Raw genomic sequence first — 22473 nt, forward strand, 5'->3', positions numbered from 1 at the left:
GGTTTCCTGAGCCATTCAGACAAGTAAATTGAGCCATAAGAGAAATCGGCCATTGGCAAAACTCCGGAACTTTGTCGCATCAATCAACCAATTAAGCAATGACAACGATTCCAAAAATAAGCCTTGGCAAAAATGGTCCGATCGTGTCCAAACTCGGTATAGGCTGCATGCGCATGTCGTCGACCTGGGGCGGGCCGGTAAATGATGAAACCGAAAGCGTGGCAACCATTCAAATGGCGCTGGACAATGGCATCAATTTCTTGAATACCGGGGACTTTTACGGCAGCGGTCATAACGAATTGCTGGTGGGAAAAGCCGTTAAAGGTCGGAGGGACGATGCCTTCATCAGCGTCAAGTTTGGGGCGATTTTCGACAACGGCCACTTGCTGGGCCTGGACTTGCGCCCCATTGCCATCCGGAATTTCATCAATTATTCATTGGTGCGTTTGGGGATCGATACCATCGATCTGTACCAACCGTGCCGACTCGACAACAGCGTTCCGCTGGAAGACGTGATTGGAACGGTCGCTGACCTGATAAAAGAAGGTAAGGTTCGTTACCTGGGTGTATCCGAAATTACCGCCGGGCAACTGCGTCAAGCCAACAGCGTACACCCCATAGCCGCGCTGGAAATTGGCTATTCACTGGCCGATCGCCAGATCGAAGCCGACCTGCTTCCGACGGCCAAAGAACTTGGTATTGTGGTTGTTGCATTTGCCAATACCGCCGAAGGGCTGCTCACCGGAGAGCTGAAGGCACCGCTGCCAGCCAACGATTACCGGCATCACTTTTCGCGTTTTCAGGGGGAGAATCTGGTCAGAAATCTGGAAAAAGTCGAGTTGGTGAAACGGCTGGCTAACGAAAAAGGAATTACGCCAACCCAACTTGCCATTGCCTGGGTGAATGCGCAGGGCGACCACATTATGCCGCTGGTCAGCATGAGTCGGCGGTCGCGGTTACCGGAAAACATCCAGGCAATGACCATCGAATTTACGGCTGAGGAACTGGCTGTGCTGAACGCGCATTTTTCGCCGGGCGCGATCCTGGGCAGCACTTACCTGCAACGGTAAAATGCTGATGGGAAGCCGGATTGTTCTTAATATTGCACCATGACAAATCCAACTGAAATCATCCCGGGTGTAATTTTTTACTCGTATTTGTCAACCCAGCGAAAGGAGAAAGTGGGTTTTCTGAAGCACAACACCCTGGTGATGCAGGTTTCGGGCCAGTTTACGCTGGAAACGTCTGAGCAGACCATTTCGATGGGAAAAGGGGAGATGCTGCTCATTGGCAAAAATCAACTGGGGCAGATCACCAAAACCCCTCCACCCGGAGAAAATTACGAAACGATTGTCATTTCCCTGCAGGAGGAACTGCTCCGCAAAATTGCGTTGGAGGAACAAATCGAGGTGAAGCAGAAGTACGTCGGACCCCTTAATATTTTGGTTCCCGGCGACGATTTCCTGCGGGGTTATTTTCAGTCGGTTGTGCCCTATGTCCGCAATCCGGCCGAAACGATATCGACGGAAATGGGCATTTTAAAAGTGAAGGAAGGCGTGAAACTGCTGCTGCACGCCATGCCCGAACTCAGCCCATTTTTGTTTGATTTTTCGGAGCCTTATAAGATTGATCTGGAAGAATTTATGCTCCGGAATTTTACCTACAATATGCCGGTAGAAAAGTTTGCCCACCTCACCGGGCGAAGTCTAGCCGGTTTTAAGCGGGACTTTCAGAAAACATTTGGAACCTCGCCCCGGCACTGGCTTCAGGAGAAACGCCTGACGGAAGCGCGGCATCTGATCGAAAAAAAGAAAATGAAACCGTCGGCCATCTACCTCGATCTGGGGTTTGAGAGCCTGTCGCATTTTTCCCGTTCGTTCAAGGATCGATTCGGTAAGGCTCCCACTGAGTGGTTATAGTAAAATTATAAATTTTAGACAGCCTCTTACCTGGACGAAAATTTCTTGGGTTTGAGGCCGATGTGTTTTTCAAATATTCTTGAAAAATGACTCAGGTTGGTAAACCCCAGTTGATAACCTACCTCTGAAACGGACCGCTTTTCCGATTGCAGCAAACGTGCGGCTTCTTTCATTCGGAACGTCTGGTAATAGCTGAAAATGCTGGTGCCGAAGATTTGCCTGAATAACCGCTTTAGTTTGGTTGGACTCATGTGAGCGCGCGCGGCCAGGTCACTAATAACCGGCGGTGTTTCCAGATGATCCAGCACCTGCTCTTTTAACTTGTAAATGACTTGAATATCCTGACTGTTTAAGGCGTAAAGCTGTTTCCCATCCCGCTTTTCCAATTCCATTAATAACCGGCAAATCAGTTCTTCGGCCTTCACCCGCAAAAAAAACAGCTCAAATGGTTCAGCCACCGATTCGTTCACCATTTCTTCAACAATCGGCAGTAAAGACGGAAAAACCATTTCTTCGAACAGCAGCGGCTGTGCATTTTCCAGCAGGCTTTGCAGTACCGGCGATTTTTCTGACAAGTCAAAAAGCCCCTGTAAGTAACCGGCATCCACTTCGATATTAATGACTGACGTGTTGGAATGTACCGGAATCACGGCATGGGCGTTTATGCGGCTGGTCGCAATGAAAACGGACGGGATTTGCCTGCCATTGGGGGCCGCATCTGGTTTGGGAATCACGTTCTGAAACTTAAAAAGAATCCTTCGCTCTGCCCCGTTCACATCCGGATTTTCCACCTCCAGATCCTCCTTGAGTTTGTAATTCATGATCATCAGGCGGATATGTTCGTTGAACACAAATCCGGCGCAGTAACCGGAACCGTATTGTTCGGGGATTATCAACCGGCGGTTTTTCACTTCGGCACCCAGCACAGCAGCCAATCGGGTTAGGACGCCCGGAACAGTTGGCGGTTTTTTAGTTTCCATCAAAAGTCTTTTACGACTAGTTTTGCGTCAAACATAACTATTTTATCTATAAGAGGCATGCTACTTTTGCTTTGAAATCAAATGGAGCAATCTAATGATCCTTCGACACAAACGAGTGGCCATCATCGGGGCGGGGCCCGTTGGCCTGACAATGGCCAGATTACTGCAACTGGAAGATATAAGTGTTACGGTTTACGAACGGGACAAAGACGAATTTGCCAGAATTTGGGGCGGTACGCTGGACCTGCATAAAAATTCGGGGCAGGAAGCGCTGACAAAAGCCGGATTACTGGAACGCTATTTCGATTTAGCCAGACCGATGGGACGAACGCTTGCCGATCAGCACGGCAAGGTATTGTTTACCCGAAAACCGACTCCCGAAAATCAACATGACAATCCCGAGATCAGCCGAAACGACCTAAGGAAAATGCTGCTCGGCAGTTTAGCCAGTCAAACCGTTATCTGGGACCGAAAGTTGACGGGGCTTGACGAACGCGATGGCCAATGGATTTTGCATTTTGATACTAAACCGGATGCGACCGCCGACCTGGTGATTGGTGCGAACGGCGGCATGTCGCGACTAAGAAATTTTGTGACGGATGCTCAGGTGGAAGAAACCGGCACTTTTATCATTCAGGGCGAAGTGCCTGAACCGGCAACCGCGTGTCCGGCATTTTTTCAGTTATGCGACGGAAATATTTTGATGAGCTCTTACCGAGGTAACTCATTGGTGGCGAATCCGTACAACAACGGTGCATTGACCTATGGCATCCTTTTTAGAAGGCCTGGTGAGTGGGTGAACGAGAAGGCATTTGATTTTCGGAATCTAGCTGACATCCGGAAATTTCTTTCCGGAAGGTTCTCGGATTGGGATGACCGCTACCGGCAATTATTCGATTCCACGGCCTTTTTTGTTGGACTGCCAACCCGAATATTGCCGCTGGATAAACCCTGGAAGGCGAAGCGTCCCTTGCCGATTACGCTCATTGGGGATGCTGCCCATTTAATGCCGCCCTTTGCCGGGGAGGGAGTAAACACCGGTTTGGTGGACGCATGCGTGCTGGCCGAAGCGCTGACAAACGGAAAACACGAAACCATCGTAGCTGCCGTTGAATCCTATGAACAGAAAATGTTCGTTTATGCCGCAGCCGCCCAACGGACATCCAGCGAGAACGAATTGGCAATGGCTCATCCCGACTTTTCTTTTCAGCAATTCATCCAGTAAGCAACAGAGCAGTTTTCCCGCATTTCCGTCCTTGCAAGGCAAATAAAAAGAATTACTTCCGTCGACTTAACGCATTTAACCGGAAACCTTCAACGGTTTTATCAAGGCATTCAATAAGGGAAATTTTTTGCTCTAAAAAGCCGCTTCGTTACTAATTTTCGGACGGGTTCATCGTAAAATTTTAAGCATAAATACGCCAATAAAACAGAACCAAAAACCAGTGCTAAGGCTCCCGGCAATGATTGTTCGAACGTGAGGTTTTCATTTTTAACCCATGCGTAATACCAATAAATAAAGGGGTAATGAACCATGTACAACGGATAAGAAATATCTCCTAAAAACTTGCATATCCGGGTAGTTATTTTGTCAGTTGTCATGCCTGAAGCGCCCAGGTAAACCAGTAATGGAAAGAGAATAACGGCGCAGACTGTGTCATACAGACCGTTCATCCATAAGCTATTGCTCCCGCCGATTCGCGGCATGGCTGACAAAATAACAATTGATAAACTGCCGATCCAAAAAGCTCCTTTTACCGTAACCGGTTTGAACACACGGGATAAAAGTAATCCGGCCGGAAATGAAAATAACATTCGCAAAAAACCGCCGAGCATATTGTCTCCGGTAATGGAAAAGCCAACGCAAATATCGCCGTACGGCCCCCAAATGGCAAATGCCGCCAATCCGCAACCAGCCAGCAAAACGAGTGCGGAAAGCGCTTTGGTCGGAAGTTTATGAATAAATAACGCGTAGAGGATATTCCCGATGTATTCAAAAAATAAGGACCAGCTCGGGCCATTCAGCGGAAACATTTCACCAACTCCGCGAATTTCAAAACCGGGTGTTGCCGGAATGAGGCAGGCGTTTATCAAGGTGGCTATCAATAGCTGGGGTACTGATACTTTTGTGACATCCCAGGCTGCGCAACCCTGAAAGTAGAACCAAATGGCTCCGATAACAGCGCCCATAACGACCATCGGATGCAACCGGATAAACCGCCTTTTGATAAAATCTTTTACGGTCATGGTTGCCCACCGGTCATCGTACGCGTAGCCCATAACAAACCCGGACAGGAGAAAGAAAAAATCAACCGCCAGATAGCCGTGATTGATTTTCTGGTCTAAGTGGCTGGTGGCGAAAGCTTCAAATAGGTGAAAACAGACCACGGTTATTGCCGCAATTCCGCGTAATCCGTCCAGTGTGTTATAATGCGGTTTGGTATCTGAAAAGGCTGCCGCAGTGATTTTATTTTCTGACATTAATGGTAAACCTGGTATTATAAAATACGGTTAACAGGCATTTGAAGTAACTTTTTGGAACACTTATCGCACTGACTATTGCCACCCTGGAAAATGATGGGAGTTCTGAATGCTAAAAATAGAGCATGCGGGCGGTCATATCAAGTAATCATTTTTTCGGGCTGGTGATTACTTACTTATTGTCTTCATCAGAGGATGAAACCGCTTGTTTTGAACGCTGATTTAATCCACCGAAATGCTGATGGCCGGTTGGGACCAGTCGGCCAGGGTTTGCTGGTAGGCCGCAATTGCGGACTACTCACTCGTCGGCAAGCCGGCATTGGTTCGCAGTTTTCGCTCCCTGAAAAAGAGAAACAAAGGGCAGGTGAAGGCGAATGCAATCAGAAATGTAAGCAGCACGTAAAGCCAGATGTGCTTCATTTTCAGTCGATATCCTTCCCGGACCATCCAGATCAGGACCGGAGTCGTGCCAATTAGAAAATCCGTCGTTATCGAGCGGGTCAGGGGAGTTGCCATTCCGGCCCGTAACCAGGCTGCAACCGTAAACGGGGTATCGCCGTACCGGATGTGTTGAATGTTGTAGTACCAGGGAATTACCAAACCCGCCAGCGAGCAGAACAGGTAAAAAAGCATGATGGGAGTGAGCGGTTTTTGGTTCATGAGAAGCTGGATTTGCAATTGCCACTTAAGCACTGGTGGGCTCGTTAAAAAGAGGAATGGCAACGGTGAACGAGGTTTCCGTTTCGGTTACGGTAACTTCGCGGGTTCCTAAATAAAAATAGACCGATTTCAGACTCGCCAGCCCCTGTTTATGCGACGTTTCGACGAAGTCTTTCTTCTGGAGGTTATTGACGACAAATAACGTATCCTCAGTTGTGAAAATGTGAATCGTCAAGGGTTCTTCGTCGCTGACAATATTATGTTTCACCGCGTTTTCCAGCAGATTCTGAATCGTAACCGGTACGATCTGGCGGTTCAGGTACCTGTCATCGACCTGAATATCAATCTGTAAAGCGTCGCCGAAACGGGATTCCTGGAGCGCAATGTAATTTTGGGCAAAGGTCAGTTCGTCTTCCAGGCTAACCAGCTCTTTATGTTTATTCTGCAAAATGTATCGGTAGATGTATGACAGTTTTCGCAGAAAGACCGAGGCTTCTTTTGGGCTGGATTTAATCAGACTGTTTAGGGAGGTCAGGCTGTTAAAGAGAAAGTGCGGATTGAGGTGGTTGATCAGGTTCTGGTACTGAATTTCGGCTTTGTCACGTTCCAGGCGTGTGGCTTGCAGATGCAGGTGATGCAGCTTTTCCGTTTGCAGGGCCCGGTATCGAATAAAGAAGTACAGCATTCCGCCGACCGCTAAACCGATCAGCGTCCAGAACCAGGAAGATTTATAAAACAACGTATCGATATAAATTGGCAGTGAACTAACCGGCGTTTCCACGCCCCGGGCATCAATTGCCCTGACGCAAAAGTGATACGTCCCGCCCGGAAGCTTTCCATAAACCGCCATGCCGGCCCAGGACGGTTCGTCGATCCAATGCTCATCGTAGCCTTCCAGTTTGTATTGATAATGATAGGTTAGGCCGTTGGCGGGCGCTAAAATGGAGTATTGAACGGAAAATGCATTATTGGTTGCTTCCAGCCGTACGGGACTGGTCGTATTCGGCAGTAAAAACGTCGTATCGGCAATGCTCAGCGAACTGATCAAGACGCGGTTGCCGGAGGAAGTTAAGGACAATTTCTCCGGCTTAAATTCAACCAGATTTCCCTTTTGGGCCGAAAGAATATGCCCGTTTCGTAACGGAAATAAATAGGTTACATATTCAATATCCTGCTCATTCAGCGGCAATACCAGATTCAGGAACCGGTTTTTGGCAACTGAGAAAACCGAAATCTTGTTATACGCACCCACCCAGATATTTCCGAAGTTGTCGGGCAGTGCCGAGCCGCAGTAGTCGTAGACAAGGCCCTGGTTTTCAGTCCAGTTGGTCAGTTCTCCGGATTGGGGATTATACCGGAATAAACCGTATCCGTTCGACGCCATCCAGAAAGATCCTGATCGGTCTTCAGCAAATGAATCGATGGTGGTTTCATACGGTAATTGTCCGGGTACATCAATTCGCTCAAAAGTTTTAGCCTGCCTGTTGAAGCGGGCAAAGCCTTCCGGATACAATTCGACCCAGAGATCGCCCCGGCGGTCAACCAGGGAAAACCGTACGTGGAATCGGGGATCGGTGGAGGTTGACGGGATCGAAAATGTTTGCCAGTGTCCGGTGACAAGGTTATAACAAAAGACATCTTTTCCGTCGCCGGCAACCCAGAGTAAATCGCCCTGACAGGTAAACGTGCGCAGGTATTTACTGCGCACATAGTCAGGAAGTTGCAGCTGGACAAATTGCCGTGTTTGCTTGGTGAAAAGGAATATCGCATTCTCCGTCCCGATGCACAGCCTGTCACCCCGATCGAAGATGGCCAGGATTGGCAGGCCGTAGGGGTAGTTGGCGGTGCCGTTCGGAAGTTTGAAAACGTCCAATCGATTTCGCTGCGGGAAATAGTGCAGCAAACCGCGAATGGATGTTCCCAGCCACCAGGAACCATCCGAATCTTCCTGAACTCTCAGAATCCCACGTTCATCGGTCAATTCCGGAAAAAGAACACTCAGGTCGTAAATGGTATAGAGTGCCCGTTGCGGATTCGTATAGGAAATACCGTTGTTGGTGCCCAGCCACACGGAGCCGTCGGGATGTTGCCAGGCGGCCCAGAAAAAATTAGCCGCGATGGACATCGGTTTTGCGGCCTGATGAAACAGTTCAACCGGGCGATCGGTACCGGCTTCCATGTAGAAGAGCACATTGTTCCATGAACTTGTCCAGATGTTGTGCTGGCGATCGGTAAAAATTGTGGCAATGGGAAAGACGTTCCGCCGGGTTTGGCTGACGGGCGTAATTGTTCGATCAATGGTTTGATTTTTAAGGTTATAGACCACGATCTGATGCGTCTGGTTATCCGAAAACAGCAGGCGCTCGGAGCCATCCAGGGTTAGTGCGGAACTGGCGTGCTGCGCAAAAACCGCCTGCTTTTGCGGATTAAATCGGTAATCCGTGAATTCATGACGCGTGATGTCGAAATAGCTTAAACCGTTGTGCGTTGCCAGCCAGAGACCGTTTTTAACCGGATCGAGGACAAGACCCCGCTTGGCCGGAATGCCCGGCGGGGCCAGGTGCGGATTCGCCGACTGGTACGAAAAAGAATGAATGACACCCGTTTGTGGCTGAAACGAAAATAAACCATTCAGGCGGCTGGAAAACCAGATTACGCCATTCCGGTCACAGACAATATTGTTGCAGTAACCCAGGTCGGTTCCGGCGGCTTGGGTAATGTTGCGGAACTGACCGGTTTGGGGATTATACCCACTGATACCACCCTCAACGGCCATCCAGATGGTTCCATCGGGTGCTTCGCAGAGGGCGTGAACGGCGTTGTGAAGGATTCCGTTCTGGCCGGGCGGTCGTCGTTTGAAGGTAACGAAATGGCGACCATCGTACCGGCTTAGTCCGTCGAAGGTTCCAATCCAGAGAAAACCGTTTCGGTCCTGTAGTATGCAGTTGACCATATTGGCGGCCAGCCCCTGCGGTTCCTGAATATGCCGAAACTCCAACTGAGTGTCGCTTGATTGAGCGGCCAGAAGCCCGAAATTCAGCCAGAACCAGATGGTCAGAAAATAACCATTTCCGGAATTTATTTTTCCAGCCATTTTTTAAAGGAAGGAGCTTTGTCCCGACTGATTTCGATGTCGAACGGATGATTGGGCGCTTTCAGCTTGAGATTCAGTTTAAGATTCGCCAAACCCTTGACACTCTGCACCGCGTCCCGGTTGACGATGCACTGGCGGTTTACGCGGTAAAACTGCTTCGGGTTGAGGAGCGTCTCGATTTCGTCGAGCGTATTGTATTCCAGAATGTAGCGTTCGCCGGTTGCCGTCACCAGAAAAATCAGCTGATCGCGGGTGAAATAAGCAATTTCCGAGATTTTGACCGGCACCCAACTGTTGCGCGCACTTCCCAGAAAGTACTCCTTAAAGGTTGTTTTGGGCAGGCTTGAATCGCCCAGCGCATCGATAAGTTTCTGAATATCAAGCGGCAGGTTCCCCTGCTTCTTGAGTAATGAACGGGCTTTGGCAATGGCTTTCCGAAGTTCTTTCCAGTCGACGGGCTTCAACAGGTAGTCGATGCCATTTACCTTAAAGGCCTGAATGGCGTATTCGTTGTAAGCGGTCGTGAAAATGATCGGGCAGGAAAGGTGAAATTTCTCGAAAATGGTAAAACTGATGCCATCGGCCAGCTGAATATCCGCGAAAATGACATCCGGTTCGGCATTTTCGGCAAACCAGCGAAGAGCGGTTTTTACACTGCCTACGGTAGCAAGAATTTTAATTGACGGATCGACTTCGGCAATCGTGTCGATCAATTCGAGAGCGACCAGTTTTTCGTCTTCAATAATGAGGGCATTCATAGGGTCTCGGCTTAACTTCCCTTAAAGGTTTGATTTTGAAATACTTTATTCAAAATTTATCAATTGAGCCGTATAAAAATGGACCTAAACGACGCAAAGTTTTAACTCAGTCGTAGTCGGTCAATCCGGTTGATTGATGGAGAGTAACGGCTGATTAGCCAAAAGTGATGATTCATGTCGAAAAATGCGATCCGGACCGGTTTTTCAGGTGTCCTTTGTGCCTGGCATCCGATTCATGCCGACTGATCAACGAACGACCTTCACTATGACTCATCAACAGATAACACTCGTTAAACAAAGCTGGAACCTGCTCCGGGAGATTGATCCGGAGCTGCTGGGCGACGTGTTTTACACGCGGTTATTTTTAAAATACCCGGCACTTCGCTCCCTATTCAAACATTCGCTGGTCAGCCAGTATAAAAAATTCATCGCGATGCTCAACCTGATCGTCTCGCGTCTGGATCAGCCCGGCATCCTGACGGAAGAGATCAGGCAACTCGCCACCCGCCATGGTGGCTATGGAATCAAACCGGAGCACTATGACGAAGTGGGTACCGCTTTACTCTGGACGCTCGAAAAAGGGCTGGGAAAAGACTGGAATCCAGCGCTATACCAAGCCTGGGCTGCCTGCTACACCCGGCTCGCCCGGGAGATGCTGGAAAACTCCTGATTCAGTTCTCACGATGTCTTTAAACCGATGGAAATTTAAAAAGAAAAGAAAATGAAAACGCAAAAGGAGTTAAAAGAGGCTTACAAGCAAAAGAAATTCAGAATTGGAGTATTCCAGATCAGGAATTTGGTCAACGGTAAAATTCTGGTTGCCAGCAGTCTGAACCTGGATGCCATCTGGAACCGCACGCGCATGGAATTAAATTTCGGCGGCTACCGCAACGAAGCTTTGCAGGCCGAATGGAAAGAGTTGGGCGAAACCGGTTTTGCGTTCGAAATCTTATCCGAACTGACTCAGAAAGAAGACGACAGCACGGACTATTCCAAAGAAGTTAGGGAACTTGAAAAACTGTATATCGATGAGTTACAGCCCTTTGACAAAAAGGGCTATCACAAACTGCGGCTTCCGTACCCCTGATTTTTGAATACGGCAGTGGGACAACCTAGTCGAGTCCTTCGCAGCTACCTTGAAACTAACCGAGATCCTCCCAAAGCTCAATGCTATTGCCTTCAGGGTCAAGGATATGGACGAATTTGCCGTAATCATAAACGGCTATTTCATCCAGTACGGTGACGCCATCGGTTTTTAGCTGCTTTACCAGTTCTTCCAGATTCTCGACCCGGTAGTTGATCATGAAATCTTTTTTGGAAGGTTCAAAGTAGGTGGTGTTTTTGTCAAAAGCGCCCCAGACTGTCGTGCCCTCTTTGCTGGGATCATCCGCATCGCGCCATTTGAACAGGGTACCATAGCTTTCTACGGGTAATCCCAGATTCTGAGCGTACCATTCTTTCATTTTCTGCGGGTCATCACACTTAAAAAAGATGCCGCCAATTCCGGTTACTTTTTTCATGCAACTAATGTAGCCAATGTTATCATACAAACCACTTGTCGGACCCAAAACAAAAACGGTCTGCCTTCGATTGCCCGAATACTGCCACAATTGTTTTTTGGGCTGAAAAAAAAGTCTTTAAAAAATAGCCGGTGAAAAGAGGAGTAAAATCCTGATTTTCAACGGCTATTTTTAATACAAATCAATTAAAAATGAATTCAGACTCCGGTAAGTATTTCAAAAACAGACACCTGCCGTCAAAATACCCGGTAAATGACCCTTTCGGCGATTTTTTTGACTACCCACGGGACGTCCTCTGAATGGCGGTACGTGCTGCTTCTCACCTTCCAGGTTCCTTCCTTCGCATCCGCGACCAGTTTGGGATTGTCGGAATTTACCAACCCCGGCGTCCAGATTACTTTGAGCGACTTCCCCGGTTCCAGGAACGTATAGCCCGCAAAGGGTTTGTACTGATCCGGTTCAGCCAGCGAAATGACTTTCAGATCGTCATACCGCTTGCCAGGGTCCCAGACCGAAGAAACAAACGCACCGTCTTCGTAGACGAATTTGTACCCGGTAACCGGTATCCATTTGCCCTCGACATCGTCCGACCAGGCCATGTAATCCGGATGGAGCAAATTCGCTTCCCAAACCGTTTCCATTCCCTTCGTCCGGTCGGTGAATTTATAGCCGGGAAGCGGCTCCCACACACCGTTGGTTGCAGAGGTCTTCACATTGAATTCGGGGTGTTTGATGCCCGCCAGCCATTTTACACCGGTTATCTGCCAGAAAAACCGGGAATCGGCGTTATCGGCATCGATCCAGGCATAGCCGGGGTCTGCCGGTTTTGCCATTAAAAAACCGCTGATTCTGACGCTGACGGTCATGGCAATGATGATGTGCCAGATCACAATCAGAAATACAAGGCCACCAAGGATATACTTCGAAAATTTCATGAGCAGGTAGTATTTGAGTTCAATACAGTGCGCTTAAAATTTAATGGCAAGCCCAACCCGCGACGAAGACAAACCGGTATAGCCCAACTCGACAAATGCTCCGATTTTGTTATTGAAATAGTATTTTCCCCCGATGAAGTAGTTGAGAAACAGACCACTCCGGTAATCGTATCCGTAGCCATAGTTGGAGTCGTTCCACCGGAAACTCCGGTAGCCCAGGCCCACGCCCGCATACAGGTCTACTTTTGAAGTATTGAGCTTCAACACCCGGTTGAAATGGTAGGAACCCCGCACACCAAAATAGGTAGCCGTGTACCGCCAGCGCGAGCTGTTGTAGTAATAGTCGCCGTAATTACCGGAATTGTAATCCAGCTGCGCACCGACACTAAAGTCCTTGTCAATACCCGATTCGAACGAAATTCCAAAGGGGTTTCCGTAATAATAAGACGAAAGCCCGACCCCGACATTCAGCAGGTAATCTCCTTTTTTGAAACCCAATCCGCCCGAATTGCTTACGCGTGCCGTTGTTCTGGGTGGTGTGCTGGGGGGCGCAGTCCGAACCGGAGCCGGAGCGGGGTCCGGTTTCCGTTCCGGGGGCGTAGTCGGTCTGTTCGGAAGCGTCGCCGAATTGGGGCGGTTACCGTTCGGTTTTTGCGGTTTTGTTGCCGATGAATTCGGCTTCGTGGTGGTTGGCCTGCTTTGAGCGTTAACGGAGATTGATCCGACGATTGTCAGCAGAGCCAAGAGGATAATGCGTAATTTTTTCATTGTGTTGGGCTGTTAGAGTTAGATTTTCTTGAAATCGCTGAATTGGCCGTGCACCGTTAGGGTATAGGAACCGGGGCCGCCGGAGACTCTGCCGGGACTGACTAAAATCCGGTAGGTGCCTTTCGCCAAATCCTGCCGGACGATGAATTCCAGTTTGGTGGCTACGGCTGCCGACGACACAATCAGGGTGCCCGCGCTGGTCTGCAAATCGATGCCCGCGGGGGTGTCGGGCGACGTCAATTCAATATCCAGCGGGGAGGTGTTCGGCGTCAGCTGGAGGGTGTATGTATCGACCGATGTTTTACCGGCCCAGGTCCCTTTCACGGTGGTAACCTGCGACTCCACCTTTTTCAGGTTTTGCACTTTGCCCACCACACTCAACTGGTAATTCCCGACGCTGCCCCGCTGATCCGTAGCGGCCATTACTGTATACGTGCCTTTTTTTACGGCAACGACTTTATACCGGTACCGGGAGTTGAAGAAATCAGAGGCAATGACCTGGCCCAGCGGATCGTATAAAACCAGCTCCACATCGGTATCCGCCGATTCAAGGGTGACATCGACACTGAGGTTATCCGCGGTTACATCGAAGGTGTAGAAATGATTTTTAAACGTTTTGACGTTGCCACCTCCGCCGAGAGCTCCCCAGCTTTGGGAACCCGATTGCAAGGATTCAAAGGGGATTCGGGTTGCTCCGGCCTTCGTACCCACCAACGCCAGGTCAAACTTGCCGACGGCCCGCCGGTCCGCGGTCACAACCACCCGGTATTGGCCGGCATTGAGGGTGTATTGTTTCGATTCGCTCCGGCTTTGGCCGGAAACGTCGATTCGGGTTCCGAGCGGGTCAAACAACGCATACTGAACATTGATATCGGGCGACGTCAGGGTAATGGCGACGGGGCGATTGGAACCTTCCACCTCAAACAGGTACTGAAAATTTTTGAATGATTCAAGGTTGTTGAAGCCACCGCCACCCCCCTGGGCTGCAATCCACTGCCCGCTCGGTGTTGCGGTAACCACACCAGGATCAGGGCTATACGGATCAGTTTCTTCCTTTTTGCATCCGAGGAGCGCGGCAACCAGCAGGGTAAGAAATAGTAAATTTTTCATGGGAGTTGGGATGATGTAAGGTTGTTACAATACGTTATCCCGAAGAGGAGGCAAAAAGTAACAACCTGTCTCGAAAATTTTTGCAACGATTTTTGAGGTGAAAATTGCAATGCCTCAATCCGATGGTTGTGTTACATTTGGTACTCCCGGGCGTATCTGGTAATAGAACAGGATCATCCCAAATGAGCAGGTAATTATGAGTCAGGCATTTTTGATGCAGTTCGTACTGGCAGTACGTCTGCTCATCTCCGAATCACCGCCCAAAAAACCGGTCGATGAAACCGTACCGGCGCACCGGGTTTATGCCCGTCTGCTGCATACGCTCGGCGATCCCGCCGATGCCCCTGCATTGCAGGTGCTGACCTTCCGCCAATCGGGCGTCGAAGGACGATTGAGATACCGGCCCGACCAGCCGACCCAAATCGAACTGGGCGATGATGTGCTGACACTCTGCCGGGGCTTCGGGGCGGACGCCGATGCGGCCCTGGCCTGTTTGCTGGGCCACGAACTGGGGCATTTTCAATACCGGCACGGCAGTAAAAAGGAATTCTTTTCGCCCCCGGAGCTGCCCAACAGCAACCCCAATTCGTCCGAAAACCAGGAAGCCCTCGCCGATCGGTCGGGGGTATTTATGGCATATCTGGCGGGTTACGATGCTTTTTCACTGGCGCCAAGCGTCTATACCCGGTTTTATGACGCGTTTGTGCGTGGTCAATTGGTGGGGTATCCCAGCAAAGAGCAACGCATTCAGATGGTGACCGACACCACCAATCGGGTCAGGGAACTGGCCCAATTGTTTGAAATTGGTGAAATCAGTTACCTCCTGCGCGATTACGAATCCGCCAGCCGGTCATTTACTTCCCTGATCAAACGTTATCCGAGTGCTGCGACGCGTACCAATCTCGGAGCGATCAAACTCAATCAGGCTCTGGCGCTGATGCCGCTGGCGAAAAAAGACGCTCGCTTGCGGTTTGAATTTCCGGTTGAATTCGATAGCGACAACCGATTGCTGACGGTGCCGCGCCGGGATAGCCCGTTGCCATTCCGGCAACTGCTGACCGAAGCCCAGACCCTCTTTCGAATTGCTTTGTCGGAGCAGCCTGCGCACCAGACGGCCAGGCTTAATCTGTCCATTGCGGAGTATCTGCTGGGCAATTCCGACCAGGCCCGCCAGACGCTGGCAAACCTTCCGACGCCCCTCACGGCCAATGCGCAGGTGATGTTGGGGATTGTGCTGGCCGATCTGAACCAGACCGACGCAGCCCGAAAGTCGTTCAGGCTGGCCGTAACAAAGGGCGGTTTTCGGGCGGCTGAGAATCTGGCGTATTTTGAAAAAAGCCAGCAATCCGGCTGGGTTCAGTGGTTTGATGCTCTGGTTCGGGAACGCGATGTGAAATCCGCCCAACCGACACCGCTACCCACCTGGCCAGACCCGAAGAAGTGGACCAGACTCCCCCCAATGGAACCGCTGCCCGGCGGATCAAAAGCCGCCCGGATTGCCCGAACCGACTCGTTAACCAGCTATTTTCTGCCCATTGCCGATGAGCCAACCAGGAGTTCGTCGCCAGCGGTGCGGATGTTTCGGGTGTTGAAAAGCAGCCGACTGTCGTTGAAAGGATTCACCATAGGAAGCCCAGTCGGCCAGTTAAAGCGGTACGGTGCGCCAGCCTCGGTTATCGCCGGAGCGCGGAATACGGTTTTCTACGGTTTTCGGAACCGCAGACAGTGGATTTTTCTGGAATACCGGGATAATCGGCTGGCGGGCTGGGTAGCCGCCGAAACTACTTAACCGGCAAAAGCGGTTTTCGCTCGCCAAAGGTTTCTTTCTCAAGCTGGTAGACCTGGCCCTGGGGCGTTTTGAGCAAATAGTCGCCCTGCAGCCGATCGCTCAGAATCCATTGCTTCGCATCGGCGGGCAACGCGGGCAAATAAAGCTGGATACGACCGTTGCCGCTGCTGTATTCGCCACCCGACGGCCCCCGGCTGATGAATTCAACCGAAAACGTAGTCCGGTTCGTTGAACTGTCAGTGGCCATTCCGAGATCCCGCTGGTCGTACGGGATTTCCACAGCCAGCGTTTGGGGTTGCCGGAAGTAGTCGAGGGCCAGCCAGCCAAAGCCCAACACCAGAACGAGAACGGCGGCCGCCCGAACCCAGGTTTGCTGCCAGAGCGGCACGATGCGGGGTGGGGGAGAAACCGCTTTTTTCGCCATAAATTCTGCCACCAGCTCGCGGTCTTCGGCCTGTTGCTGTTCCTCAAGCTGCCGGTTAAGCGCATGCTGAAACAACACGTCGGTCCGAAAAACCGGGTCTTCGTCCATCTTTTGGCGGACCAGTTCCTGCGCAGACGCATCGAGTTTACCGGCCAGATAGGCTTCGATATAAGTCCATTTATTTTCGTCCGTAATCATCAGTCTGTCGTCAGATAGTGAGTTTGCTTTCCAGGCACTTCTTCAATGTTTTACGCGTTTCACCCAGCCGCACACTGGCGGTATGGGCGTCTTTGTAGCCCGCCAGCTCCGCAATTTCTTTCATGTTCAGTTTATCGAAACTGCTGTCCATTTGTTCTTCGCTGAGGAGACCGTCGTAGCCCCTCCAGAAAGCATATTTGAGCCGCACCAATACCCGGCGAGGGTCCTTTAACAGCTTTAAACAATCAGCGAGATCGGACTGAAGCTGGCGAAAATTGACGCGTATATGAAGGGTTTCAGGCGATTCTTTTTGGTTAGACTGCGCCCATTGAGCGTTGGCAGCGGCTTCCTCCGATTCAGTTTCCGCCGGTTTTTCCTCATCAGAATTGGCTTCGTCGGGTTCGTCTTCATGAAGAGCGATCTTATTAAAATCAATGTCAGTCAATTCGTCTTCCAGCGGTTTTTCCGGTTGCGAATCATTTTCATCCGACGCTGCATTGCTCCGTTTTGGCTCTTCCGATTCGGTGTCGTCCGGTTCGGTTTCCTCCGATTCTTTTTTGTCCGGTTTCACAACCAGACGAAGGTCAACGCTTTCCGGCGCCAGCCGTTCGTCGGGCGTTAGGGGGTAGTCGAACGTTCCGATTTCGTCGTCCCCGCTGGATTCGTAAACACTTTCGAGCCACTCCCACGCGTTTTTTCGATCCGATCCCAGTTCCTTCAGCGCCTTGTACCGGGCAACTCCCTTCACGACGGTAGAGATGAGGGCAGTGACCCGATAACCTTTGTCGATCATCCCAAAAAAAGTCCTGAAACTTTCGTTCAAAACGTCGTTCCGCTGGTCGGTGGTGCGGAACGAATAACCGGTCAAAAACCGCGCAACGCCTGCCTGATTCTCGGCCATGATCTGGTTCATCGCTTCCGCCTGTTTCCGGGGCGAACCGTGCACGGCCTGCCAGAGCGTGATCTGTTCCAGCGTTAAACGTTTGGCGAAAGCCGCCAACTGGAGTCGCTGCCTGATCGCAACCCGCCGGATGTGGAGGGCCGCACCGAGGGTTCGGGCGGTAATGTCGGGAACTGCTTGTTCCGGCAGGTCAGCAGCTTTGCCGGTAGACTTATGCGCCAGAATTTTAGTAACAACGGGTTCTATCTGCGACAGGTACAGGTTGAGTTCCTCGGGGGTGGGGGCAGCCATGAAGAAAGTAGCGATTGAGCCCCAAATAAAGAAAAAAACGCCACATTACACTCCCGTAATGTGGCGTTGGAGCCTTATTTTCCAGGCGGTTTGCCAGGTCTGTCAGGGGTATCATCGGCGTTGGAAGGAACGCGGACGGCGGGCCGTGTTTCGGCGGGAGCGGGTTCAACCGCCACCGATTCACAGGCACTCATTGCCAGCATCACCACCAATCCGTATACGCCCAGCCAGCCCATAGCCGTAGCTTTAGGGGGCTTTTGCACATCGGTAACCCTTTTACGGGTCGTTTAAAAGGTGATGAAAACCGGCTCCGGGACGTCCGCAACAAAGCTTTCGAAGCAGGGTTTCGAGGGTGTATGCCTGGTCCTGAAAAAAATATCACAACCCGGACAAAAAAATGTTACTTTCCCCGGCAGTTGCGGAATATGTAACTAAACCTGAACCGCTTCCGCATGACCAGCCAAGACCTGAAACTGTACAAGGATCTATGTTCCGACGATCCCCAACTGCTCACTGCGGCCACCCGGCAGTTGACCCGGCGGGTAAAAGCCATTGCCATACGGATTGTTCTGGGCAACAGCGGTAGCCATTCTGATATCGATGATCTGGTGCAGGACACGGTCGTGGCGGTTTGGCAACAAATGCGGTCGGGAGCCTTTCAGGTACGGGCCGAAACGCCCCTGGATGCCTACCTGGGCGGGGTGGCGCGGAATAAATGGTTGAAAACGCTCCATCGCCGAACCGCCGAAGCCCTGACCGATCTCAACGACTCGCTGACCGAAGCCCCGGGGCCGGAACACCATCGGCTTTCGGATATGGAGGAAGCGCTGGCGAGGCTGGGCAAAACCTGCCAGCAGGTGCTGCGGCTGTTTTATTGGGAAGGCTACAAAATGGAGGAAATCGCCCGGAAACTAGGGATGACGATGGATGCGGCCAAGGTGCGAAAATACCGGTGTATGCTGCGACTCGGCGAACTGCTGGAGTCGGACGCATCGGATGAGTAATGCAGAAAACCGTCCGGCAATCGGACCGTAAACAAATAAATGACCAATTGAAGGGAGAATTTCACGTGCTCACTTCGCAAACAAGACCCGGTTATGCGACCAGACGATCAATTGAAACAGTGGGAATGGATCGAAGACTATTACCAGAACAAGTTGCCCATTTCTGAGCGCCTTATTTTTGAACAGGAACTGGCGCGCGATGCTGAATTTCGGCAAACCGCCGAGCGGCTAAAAACCGCTGATCAGGCCCTGCGGTTCATGAGTCTGGAAAACACGGTCCGGAAAGCCGTTCGGCAGGAGCTGACTCACCGTCCTCTTGTCCGCCGGGTGGGGCTGGGACGAATGGCCGTGAGTGGAGTCGTTCTGATCGGCATGTGGCTGGCCTATCTAACCTTCGATGGAGTTGACCTGCAAACGTACCGGGACGATGTGACGCTGACCCAGCGCTACCGTGAACTGGGCGAAGATGTAGAGGAAACCGCCCTGACTCCCAGACAACGATCGTTCTACCGCAACTTTTTCGATGCTCAGGCTTTTCTGGCGAATGGTCAACCCGAAATGGCGATTGCAAACTTAGAGAAACTGGCCCGCGCCGATAGCCTGCGTCCGTATTTTCGACAGGCCGTGGAATGGCATCTGCTGAATGCTTATCTGCTTAACAATCAGCCCAATAATGCCGATTCGACACTCCGGATGATCAACGAATCCGGCGAACTGGTGTATCGGATTGACCGAACTGATCGCTGGAAAGTCTGGTGGCAGATTCGCTGGCAAAAGCTCACCCACTAACGAAGCCGGCGGTTTTGGTACAAGCTGTAGGTGACCAGAATCAGGGCCAGTAAAACCGCCAGGCCAATGCCCAGCCAGGCCCAGGCCCCGTTTGACGCGGTAGGAAAAACCGCCTGAGGATTGCCCATCAATACCAGGTGAGCCCAGAAATGGGGCGGGCTGTAGGCACCTCTGGACGTCTGCATCTCCAGAAACTGAAGTTTTGCCTGTTGCAGGGCGACATCCGTCGGTTGTCCGCGACGAAGCTCCGTATAAAACAGTTTGGTCAGGATGGCCGTCGTACCGTCGTGGGCGTTCCAGAGCGAAGTGATTATCTGTGGGCAACCGGCTGACGCAAAAGCCCGACTCAAGCTGAGCAAGCCTTCGCCCTCGTGAAGCTGACCATTACCGGTGCGACAGGCCGTCACAACCGCCAGCCGGATATGCCGCAAATCCAGCACATCCAGTTCATGGGCATAGAGCCGATAGGAAGACTCGTCGGGGAAAAACGCTATGAAGGAGTTGCCGGGGTCCGTATCACTGGCTTCCGCATGCGTCGCCAGGTGCAGAAGCTGGTGCTGCGGCAGCAAGGTCAAAAAAGTGCGTTTGCTGGCATTTCCCGCCGTCGAGTACGTGCCCGGCACTACTTCGGCCTCATTTTCTGATCCGGGTAACGGGTCTAAATTCTGTTTCTGGAGCGTTGCCAGAGCGGTTTTCGTCGGAACAAAAGGCGCCATGCTCAACACCGATGGCGTGCCGACTGAGTCAGAAACGCGGTTTTCGGTCAGACTGCTCATGGAATAACCGTAGGAAATTGCCATGTAGCGCAGCAGGTAATCGTTGGGTCGCCGGCCGGTTTCCAGCACCTCAAAAGGCAAGTAATGCAGCGGCCCGTCGCGCACGATCACCAACCGGCGAATGTCCCGCAATTCGCTCCAGATGGGTCGGAGCAGTTGGTTGAACAAAGCCTGCGCGGATTCCTGCCCGGTATACTGAAACGGATCGGGGTTTCGGTAGGCTTCGTGCCGCAGGATACTGCTCAACCGGTTGAGGTCGGCCCCGCTGACCGGCAGCAGCATGACCCGGACGGTTTGGGCTTTCACCACAGTAACCAGCAGCGAGTCCGGCGTCAGACTGTATTGCAGCAGGGCCGTTTGGTGATCCAGGCGGTTTTGCAATTTTGCCAGCAGATCAGGCTGCAGCTTACGACTTCGGCGGTAAGGGTGTAGTTGCTGGTAAACCCGGTTCCAGGCTAACTCAGCGTTGACCAGTTCACTATCGATGGATTCCGTATTTTCAGAATTCCGCTCGACCCAGGCGGTTTTGGCCACCGAAAGGCGGTTTTTAGTTTGCTGCAGTTGTTCGATCAACTGAAGGGGTGCGTTGGAGTAGGGGTTTTGCAAGGTTTGCAAGGTCTCGCGCAGCACCGACGCATTGCCCCGTTCCTGCCGGTTTAATAGCCTGGCGAGTGTGGTTGGATTGGGATTTTGCCGGTAACAATCGTAGGCAACGGCAAGGGCTTCCCGGTAGGCGGGTCGAAGTTTCTTCTGAGCCACTAACTTGGTCCATTCCGAGCTGTACGATTCCTGTAAGAGATCGCTGAGCGCAAACGCCCGCTCGTAGGTCTGATCGGCCAGTTGTAAATGATTGACCATTCCCCGGGCCGCGCGCAGCAATTGGGCTTTCCGGCAAAGCGACTCGAACAAATCCGGTCCGTTGAGAAAATCGGCCGGTGTCGGATTCTGACTCAGATCGTTACTTCGGAACCGGACACTGGCTTGCTGGATGGCCTGCTGGACAAAGGCCAGGGCATTGGGCAGGTCGTTCGGCTGGCGGGCCATCCGGCTCATCGCCATCAGACCGCGCCACAGCAGGCGGTTCGACGCGCCCAGACGTCGGCTGGTTACCAGCGAGCGGGCGAAGAAAATTTTTGCTTCCGCCGGGCGGTTTTTCTGCTCCCAATATTTCCCCTGCGACTGATCGAGGTAAGCGGCTAATTCCGCACCGTCGGCCTGTGCCCGCCGGGCGCATTGCGTCGCTTCGTGGATGAGTTCCGGAACCGCATCGGATCGCTGCTGTTTCAGCCGACATTCAACCAAGCCCAGCAACAGCCAGCCGCGGGTGAGGTCGGAAGCGGTGTAATGGTACAGGGAAGCCCCGAACAGCGAGTCGGCGCGGGCGAGCTGACCGGTTTCCATGTAGAAATAGGCAAACTGATTCTCGGCGATGGCCTGGCGCGTGGGCGTATTCTGGTTGACCAGCAGCAACAGGCGTTTTTGGAAACAGCGTTCCGCCTGTCGGTAATCGCCCTGTTCCAGATAGGACAAACCCTGATTGCTCCAGAATACCGCCACGTAAGCTGAAGTTTCCCGTTCGAGGGCGGGCCGGGCGGTCAGCAGGTCGTTGGCGCGTTTCCAGAAAAAGGCCAGCGAGTCGGGGCGGTTTCGCTGGTGGTATAATTCACCCAGACTGGCCCAGAGTTTAAACCGGGTGCTGTCGGCCAGCGGGTTGAGTTGCAGCCCCGCCCGGCAACTGGTCGTGGCCCGGCGGTAGTTGTCGTACATCACGTTATAAACCGTGGACTCATCGACCCGGATGTTGGCCGCCCGATCGGTTTGTCCAAGCTGGAGAGCCAGTTCGCGGGCCTGCCCGAAAAGCCGGAGTGCTTCGGCGGGCTGATCGCGGTAAATGGCATTGCCTTTCCGTTGCAATTCCACCACCGACTGACCCAACGCCCGGATCGCTCCCGGCAGCAGGAACATCGGCAGGAGCCAGAATCCAATGGCCAGGGAGCGCAGGTGGTGGAACAAAAAAAGTAGCGTTAAGATGTTACTATTGGGCTGAATTAGCGAATATAGATGAAATTCCCGTTC

General features: G+C 51.8%; 21 protein-coding genes. 8 read left to right on the plus strand and 13 right to left on the minus strand.

What is annotated here, in order from left to right; genetic code table 11:
* The first annotated feature begins 98 nt into the window (after window positions 1–98).
* Together GJJ30_RS28590 and GJJ30_RS28595 are read left to right on the plus strand one after the other, a co-directional pair.
* Window positions 99–1070 carry an aldo/keto reductase gene (locus GJJ30_RS28590; RefSeq protein ID WP_154178571.1) on the plus strand — a complete coding sequence of 324 codons (972 nt, stop codon included), beginning with the start codon at window positions 99–101 and terminating at the stop codon, window positions 1068–1070.
* Between the two features lie 39 nt (window positions 1071–1109).
* On the plus strand, window positions 1110–1919 hold the full coding sequence (locus tag GJJ30_RS28595) for a helix-turn-helix domain-containing protein (protein ID WP_154178572.1): 810 nt from the start codon (window positions 1110–1112) through the stop codon (window positions 1917–1919).
* Window positions 1920–1945: 26 nt separating this feature from the next.
* On the opposite strand, the gene GJJ30_RS28600 is transcribed toward GJJ30_RS28595, so the two are convergent.
* A complete protein-coding gene (locus GJJ30_RS28600; protein WP_154178573.1) occupies window positions 1946–2899 on the minus strand; it encodes a helix-turn-helix transcriptional regulator in 954 nt (317 codons plus the stop codon).
* A gap of 94 nt (window positions 2900–2993) precedes the next feature.
* On the opposite strand from GJJ30_RS28600, the gene GJJ30_RS28605 reads away from it, so the two are divergent.
* A complete protein-coding gene (locus GJJ30_RS28605; RefSeq protein WP_154178574.1) occupies window positions 2994–4124 on the plus strand; it encodes an FAD-dependent oxidoreductase in 1131 nt (376 codons plus the stop codon).
* Window positions 4125–4234: 110 nt separating this feature from the next.
* Here the strand turns inward: GJJ30_RS28605 and GJJ30_RS28610 are convergent, their stop codons facing one another.
* The 4 genes from GJJ30_RS28610 to GJJ30_RS28625 form a co-directional block, all read right to left on the minus strand.
* On the minus strand, window positions 4235–5380 hold the full coding sequence (locus tag GJJ30_RS28610; RefSeq protein WP_154178575.1) for an acyltransferase family protein: 1146 nt from the start codon (window positions 5378–5380) through the stop codon (window positions 4235–4237).
* A 294-nt stretch (window positions 5381–5674) separates the two neighbouring features.
* Window positions 5675–6040, minus strand: a complete 366-nt coding sequence (locus GJJ30_RS28615; protein ID WP_154178576.1) for a DUF2834 domain-containing protein — start codon at window positions 6038–6040, stop codon at window positions 5675–5677.
* 25 nt (window positions 6041–6065) lie between these two features.
* A complete protein-coding gene (locus tag GJJ30_RS28620; protein ID WP_154178577.1) occupies window positions 6066–9134 on the minus strand; it encodes a ligand-binding sensor domain-containing protein in 3069 nt (1022 codons plus the stop codon).
* On the minus strand, window positions 9119–9892 hold the full coding sequence (locus GJJ30_RS28625) for a LytR/AlgR family response regulator transcription factor (protein ID WP_154178578.1): 774 nt from the start codon (window positions 9890–9892) through the stop codon (window positions 9119–9121). The genes GJJ30_RS28620 and GJJ30_RS28625 overlap by 16 nt, the downstream gene beginning before the upstream one ends.
* Before the next feature lie 265 nt (window positions 9893–10157).
* Here GJJ30_RS28625 and GJJ30_RS28630 point away from each other — a divergent pair, with 265 nt between their 5' ends.
* Both GJJ30_RS28630 and GJJ30_RS28635 read left to right on the plus strand, forming a co-directional pair.
* Window positions 10158–10562, plus strand: coding sequence for a globin domain-containing protein (locus GJJ30_RS28630; RefSeq protein WP_154178579.1), 405 nt, complete (start codon window positions 10158–10160; stop codon window positions 10560–10562).
* A 51-nt stretch (window positions 10563–10613) separates the two neighbouring features.
* On the plus strand, window positions 10614–10979 hold the full coding sequence (locus GJJ30_RS28635) for a GIY-YIG nuclease family protein (protein WP_154178580.1): 366 nt from the start codon (window positions 10614–10616) through the stop codon (window positions 10977–10979).
* Window positions 10980–11034: 55 nt separating this feature from the next.
* Here the strand turns inward: GJJ30_RS28635 and GJJ30_RS28640 are convergent, their stop codons facing one another.
* The 4 genes from GJJ30_RS28640 to GJJ30_RS28655 all read right to left on the minus strand — a co-directional run bounded on the left by GJJ30_RS28640 (window position 11035) and on the right by GJJ30_RS28655 (window position 14225).
* The gene (locus GJJ30_RS28640) at window positions 11035–11412 is read right to left on the minus strand and encodes a VOC family protein (protein ID WP_154178581.1); all 378 of its coding nucleotides are present in this window, start codon (window positions 11410–11412) and stop codon (window positions 11035–11037) included.
* 236 nt (window positions 11413–11648) lie between these two features.
* The gene (locus GJJ30_RS28645) at window positions 11649–12347 is read right to left on the minus strand and encodes a hypothetical protein (RefSeq protein ID WP_154178582.1); all 699 of its coding nucleotides are present in this window, start codon (window positions 12345–12347) and stop codon (window positions 11649–11651) included.
* 33 nt (window positions 12348–12380) lie between these two features.
* Window positions 12381–13115 carry an outer membrane protein gene (locus tag GJJ30_RS28650; RefSeq protein WP_154178583.1) on the minus strand — a complete coding sequence of 245 codons (735 nt, stop codon included), beginning with the start codon at window positions 13113–13115 and terminating at the stop codon, window positions 12381–12383.
* Between the two features lie 18 nt (window positions 13116–13133).
* Complete coding sequence (locus GJJ30_RS28655) at window positions 13134–14225, minus strand: hypothetical protein (protein ID WP_154178584.1); 1092 nt, start codon at window positions 14223–14225, stop codon at window positions 13134–13136.
* Window positions 14226–14421: 196 nt separating this feature from the next.
* On the opposite strand from GJJ30_RS28655, the gene GJJ30_RS28660 reads away from it, so the two are divergent.
* On the plus strand, window positions 14422–16014 hold the full coding sequence (locus GJJ30_RS28660; RefSeq protein ID WP_154178585.1) for a tetratricopeptide repeat protein: 1593 nt from the start codon (window positions 14422–14424) through the stop codon (window positions 16012–16014).
* Here the strand turns inward: GJJ30_RS28660 and GJJ30_RS28665 are convergent.
* The 3 genes from GJJ30_RS28665 to GJJ30_RS28675 form a co-directional block, all read right to left on the minus strand.
* Window positions 16007–16636, minus strand: a complete 630-nt coding sequence (locus GJJ30_RS28665; RefSeq protein ID WP_154178586.1) for a hypothetical protein — start codon at window positions 16634–16636, stop codon at window positions 16007–16009. The genes GJJ30_RS28660 and GJJ30_RS28665 overlap by 8 nt on opposite strands.
* 10 nt (window positions 16637–16646) lie before the next feature.
* Window positions 16647–17828, minus strand: a complete 1182-nt coding sequence (locus tag GJJ30_RS28670; RefSeq protein WP_154178587.1) for a hypothetical protein — start codon at window positions 17826–17828, stop codon at window positions 16647–16649.
* Between the two features lie 74 nt (window positions 17829–17902).
* The gene (locus tag GJJ30_RS28675; protein ID WP_154178588.1) at window positions 17903–18091 is read right to left on the minus strand and encodes a hypothetical protein; all 189 of its coding nucleotides are present in this window, start codon (window positions 18089–18091) and stop codon (window positions 17903–17905) included.
* Window positions 18092–18280: 189 nt separating this feature from the next.
* Here GJJ30_RS28675 and GJJ30_RS28680 point away from each other — a divergent pair, with 189 nt between their 5' ends.
* Window positions 18281–18832, plus strand: coding sequence for an RNA polymerase sigma factor (locus GJJ30_RS28680; protein WP_154178589.1), 552 nt, complete (start codon window positions 18281–18283; stop codon window positions 18830–18832).
* Between the two features lie 93 nt (window positions 18833–18925).
* Window positions 18926–19621, plus strand: a complete 696-nt coding sequence (locus GJJ30_RS28685; protein ID WP_154178590.1) for a hypothetical protein — start codon at window positions 18926–18928, stop codon at window positions 19619–19621.
* Here the strand turns inward: GJJ30_RS28685 and GJJ30_RS28690 are convergent.
* Window positions 19618–22410, minus strand: a complete 2793-nt coding sequence (locus GJJ30_RS28690) for a CHAT domain-containing protein (protein WP_170299295.1) — start codon at window positions 22408–22410, stop codon at window positions 19618–19620. The two genes, GJJ30_RS28685 and GJJ30_RS28690, sit on opposite strands and share 4 nt — an antisense overlap.
* Window positions 22411–22473 lie beyond the last annotated feature (63 nt).

This window comes from Larkinella terrae (assembly GCF_009668025.1).
In the GTDB taxonomy this organism is placed as follows: Bacteria; Bacteroidota; Bacteroidia; order Cytophagales; family Spirosomataceae; genus Larkinella; species Larkinella terrae.

Excerpts from the sequence above, each read along its gene's own strand:
- GJJ30_RS28685 (WP_154178590.1), top strand. The coding sequence starts at position 18,926 with ATGCGACCAGACGATCAATTGAAACAGTGGGAATGGATCGAAGACTAT.
- GJJ30_RS28600 (WP_154178573.1), bottom strand. The coding sequence starts at position 2,899 with ATGGAAACTAAAAAACCGCCAACTGTTCCGGGCGTCCTAACCCGATTG.
- GJJ30_RS28660 (WP_154178585.1), top strand. The coding sequence starts at position 14,422 with ATGAGTCAGGCATTTTTGATGCAGTTCGTACTGGCAGTACGTCTGCTC.
- GJJ30_RS28655 (WP_154178584.1), bottom strand. The coding sequence starts at position 14,225 with ATGAAAAATTTACTATTTCTTACCCTGCTGGTTGCCGCGCTCCTCGGA.
- GJJ30_RS28665 (WP_154178586.1), bottom strand. The coding sequence starts at position 16,636 with ATGATTACGGACGAAAATAAATGGACTTATATCGAAGCCTATCTGGCC.
- GJJ30_RS28640 (WP_154178581.1), bottom strand. The coding sequence starts at position 11,412 with ATGAAAAAAGTAACCGGAATTGGCGGCATCTTTTTTAAGTGTGATGAC.
- GJJ30_RS28590 (WP_154178571.1), top strand. The coding sequence starts at position 99 with ATGACAACGATTCCAAAAATAAGCCTTGGCAAAAATGGTCCGATCGTG.
- GJJ30_RS28615 (WP_154178576.1), bottom strand. The coding sequence starts at position 6,040 with ATGAACCAAAAACCGCTCACTCCCATCATGCTTTTTTACCTGTTCTGC.
- GJJ30_RS28610 (WP_154178575.1), bottom strand. The coding sequence starts at position 5,380 with ATGTCAGAAAATAAAATCACTGCGGCAGCCTTTTCAGATACCAAACCG.
- GJJ30_RS28680 (WP_154178589.1), top strand. The coding sequence starts at position 18,281 with ATGACCAGCCAAGACCTGAAACTGTACAAGGATCTATGTTCCGACGAT.
- GJJ30_RS28595 (WP_154178572.1), top strand. The coding sequence starts at position 1,110 with ATGACAAATCCAACTGAAATCATCCCGGGTGTAATTTTTTACTCGTAT.
- GJJ30_RS28605 (WP_154178574.1), top strand. The coding sequence starts at position 2,994 with ATGATCCTTCGACACAAACGAGTGGCCATCATCGGGGCGGGGCCCGTT.
- GJJ30_RS28630 (WP_154178579.1), top strand. The coding sequence starts at position 10,158 with ATGACTCATCAACAGATAACACTCGTTAAACAAAGCTGGAACCTGCTC.
- GJJ30_RS28650 (WP_154178583.1), bottom strand. The coding sequence starts at position 13,115 with ATGAAAAAATTACGCATTATCCTCTTGGCTCTGCTGACAATCGTCGGA.
- GJJ30_RS28625 (WP_154178578.1), bottom strand. The coding sequence starts at position 9,892 with ATGAATGCCCTCATTATTGAAGACGAAAAACTGGTCGCTCTCGAATTG.
- GJJ30_RS28635 (WP_154178580.1), top strand. The coding sequence starts at position 10,614 with ATGAAAACGCAAAAGGAGTTAAAAGAGGCTTACAAGCAAAAGAAATTC.
- GJJ30_RS28620 (WP_154178577.1), bottom strand. The coding sequence starts at position 9,134 with ATGGCTGGAAAAATAAATTCCGGAAATGGTTATTTTCTGACCATCTGG.
- GJJ30_RS28645 (WP_154178582.1), bottom strand. The coding sequence starts at position 12,347 with ATGAAATTTTCGAAGTATATCCTTGGTGGCCTTGTATTTCTGATTGTG.
- GJJ30_RS28670 (WP_154178587.1), bottom strand. The coding sequence starts at position 17,828 with ATGGCTGCCCCCACCCCCGAGGAACTCAACCTGTACCTGTCGCAGATA.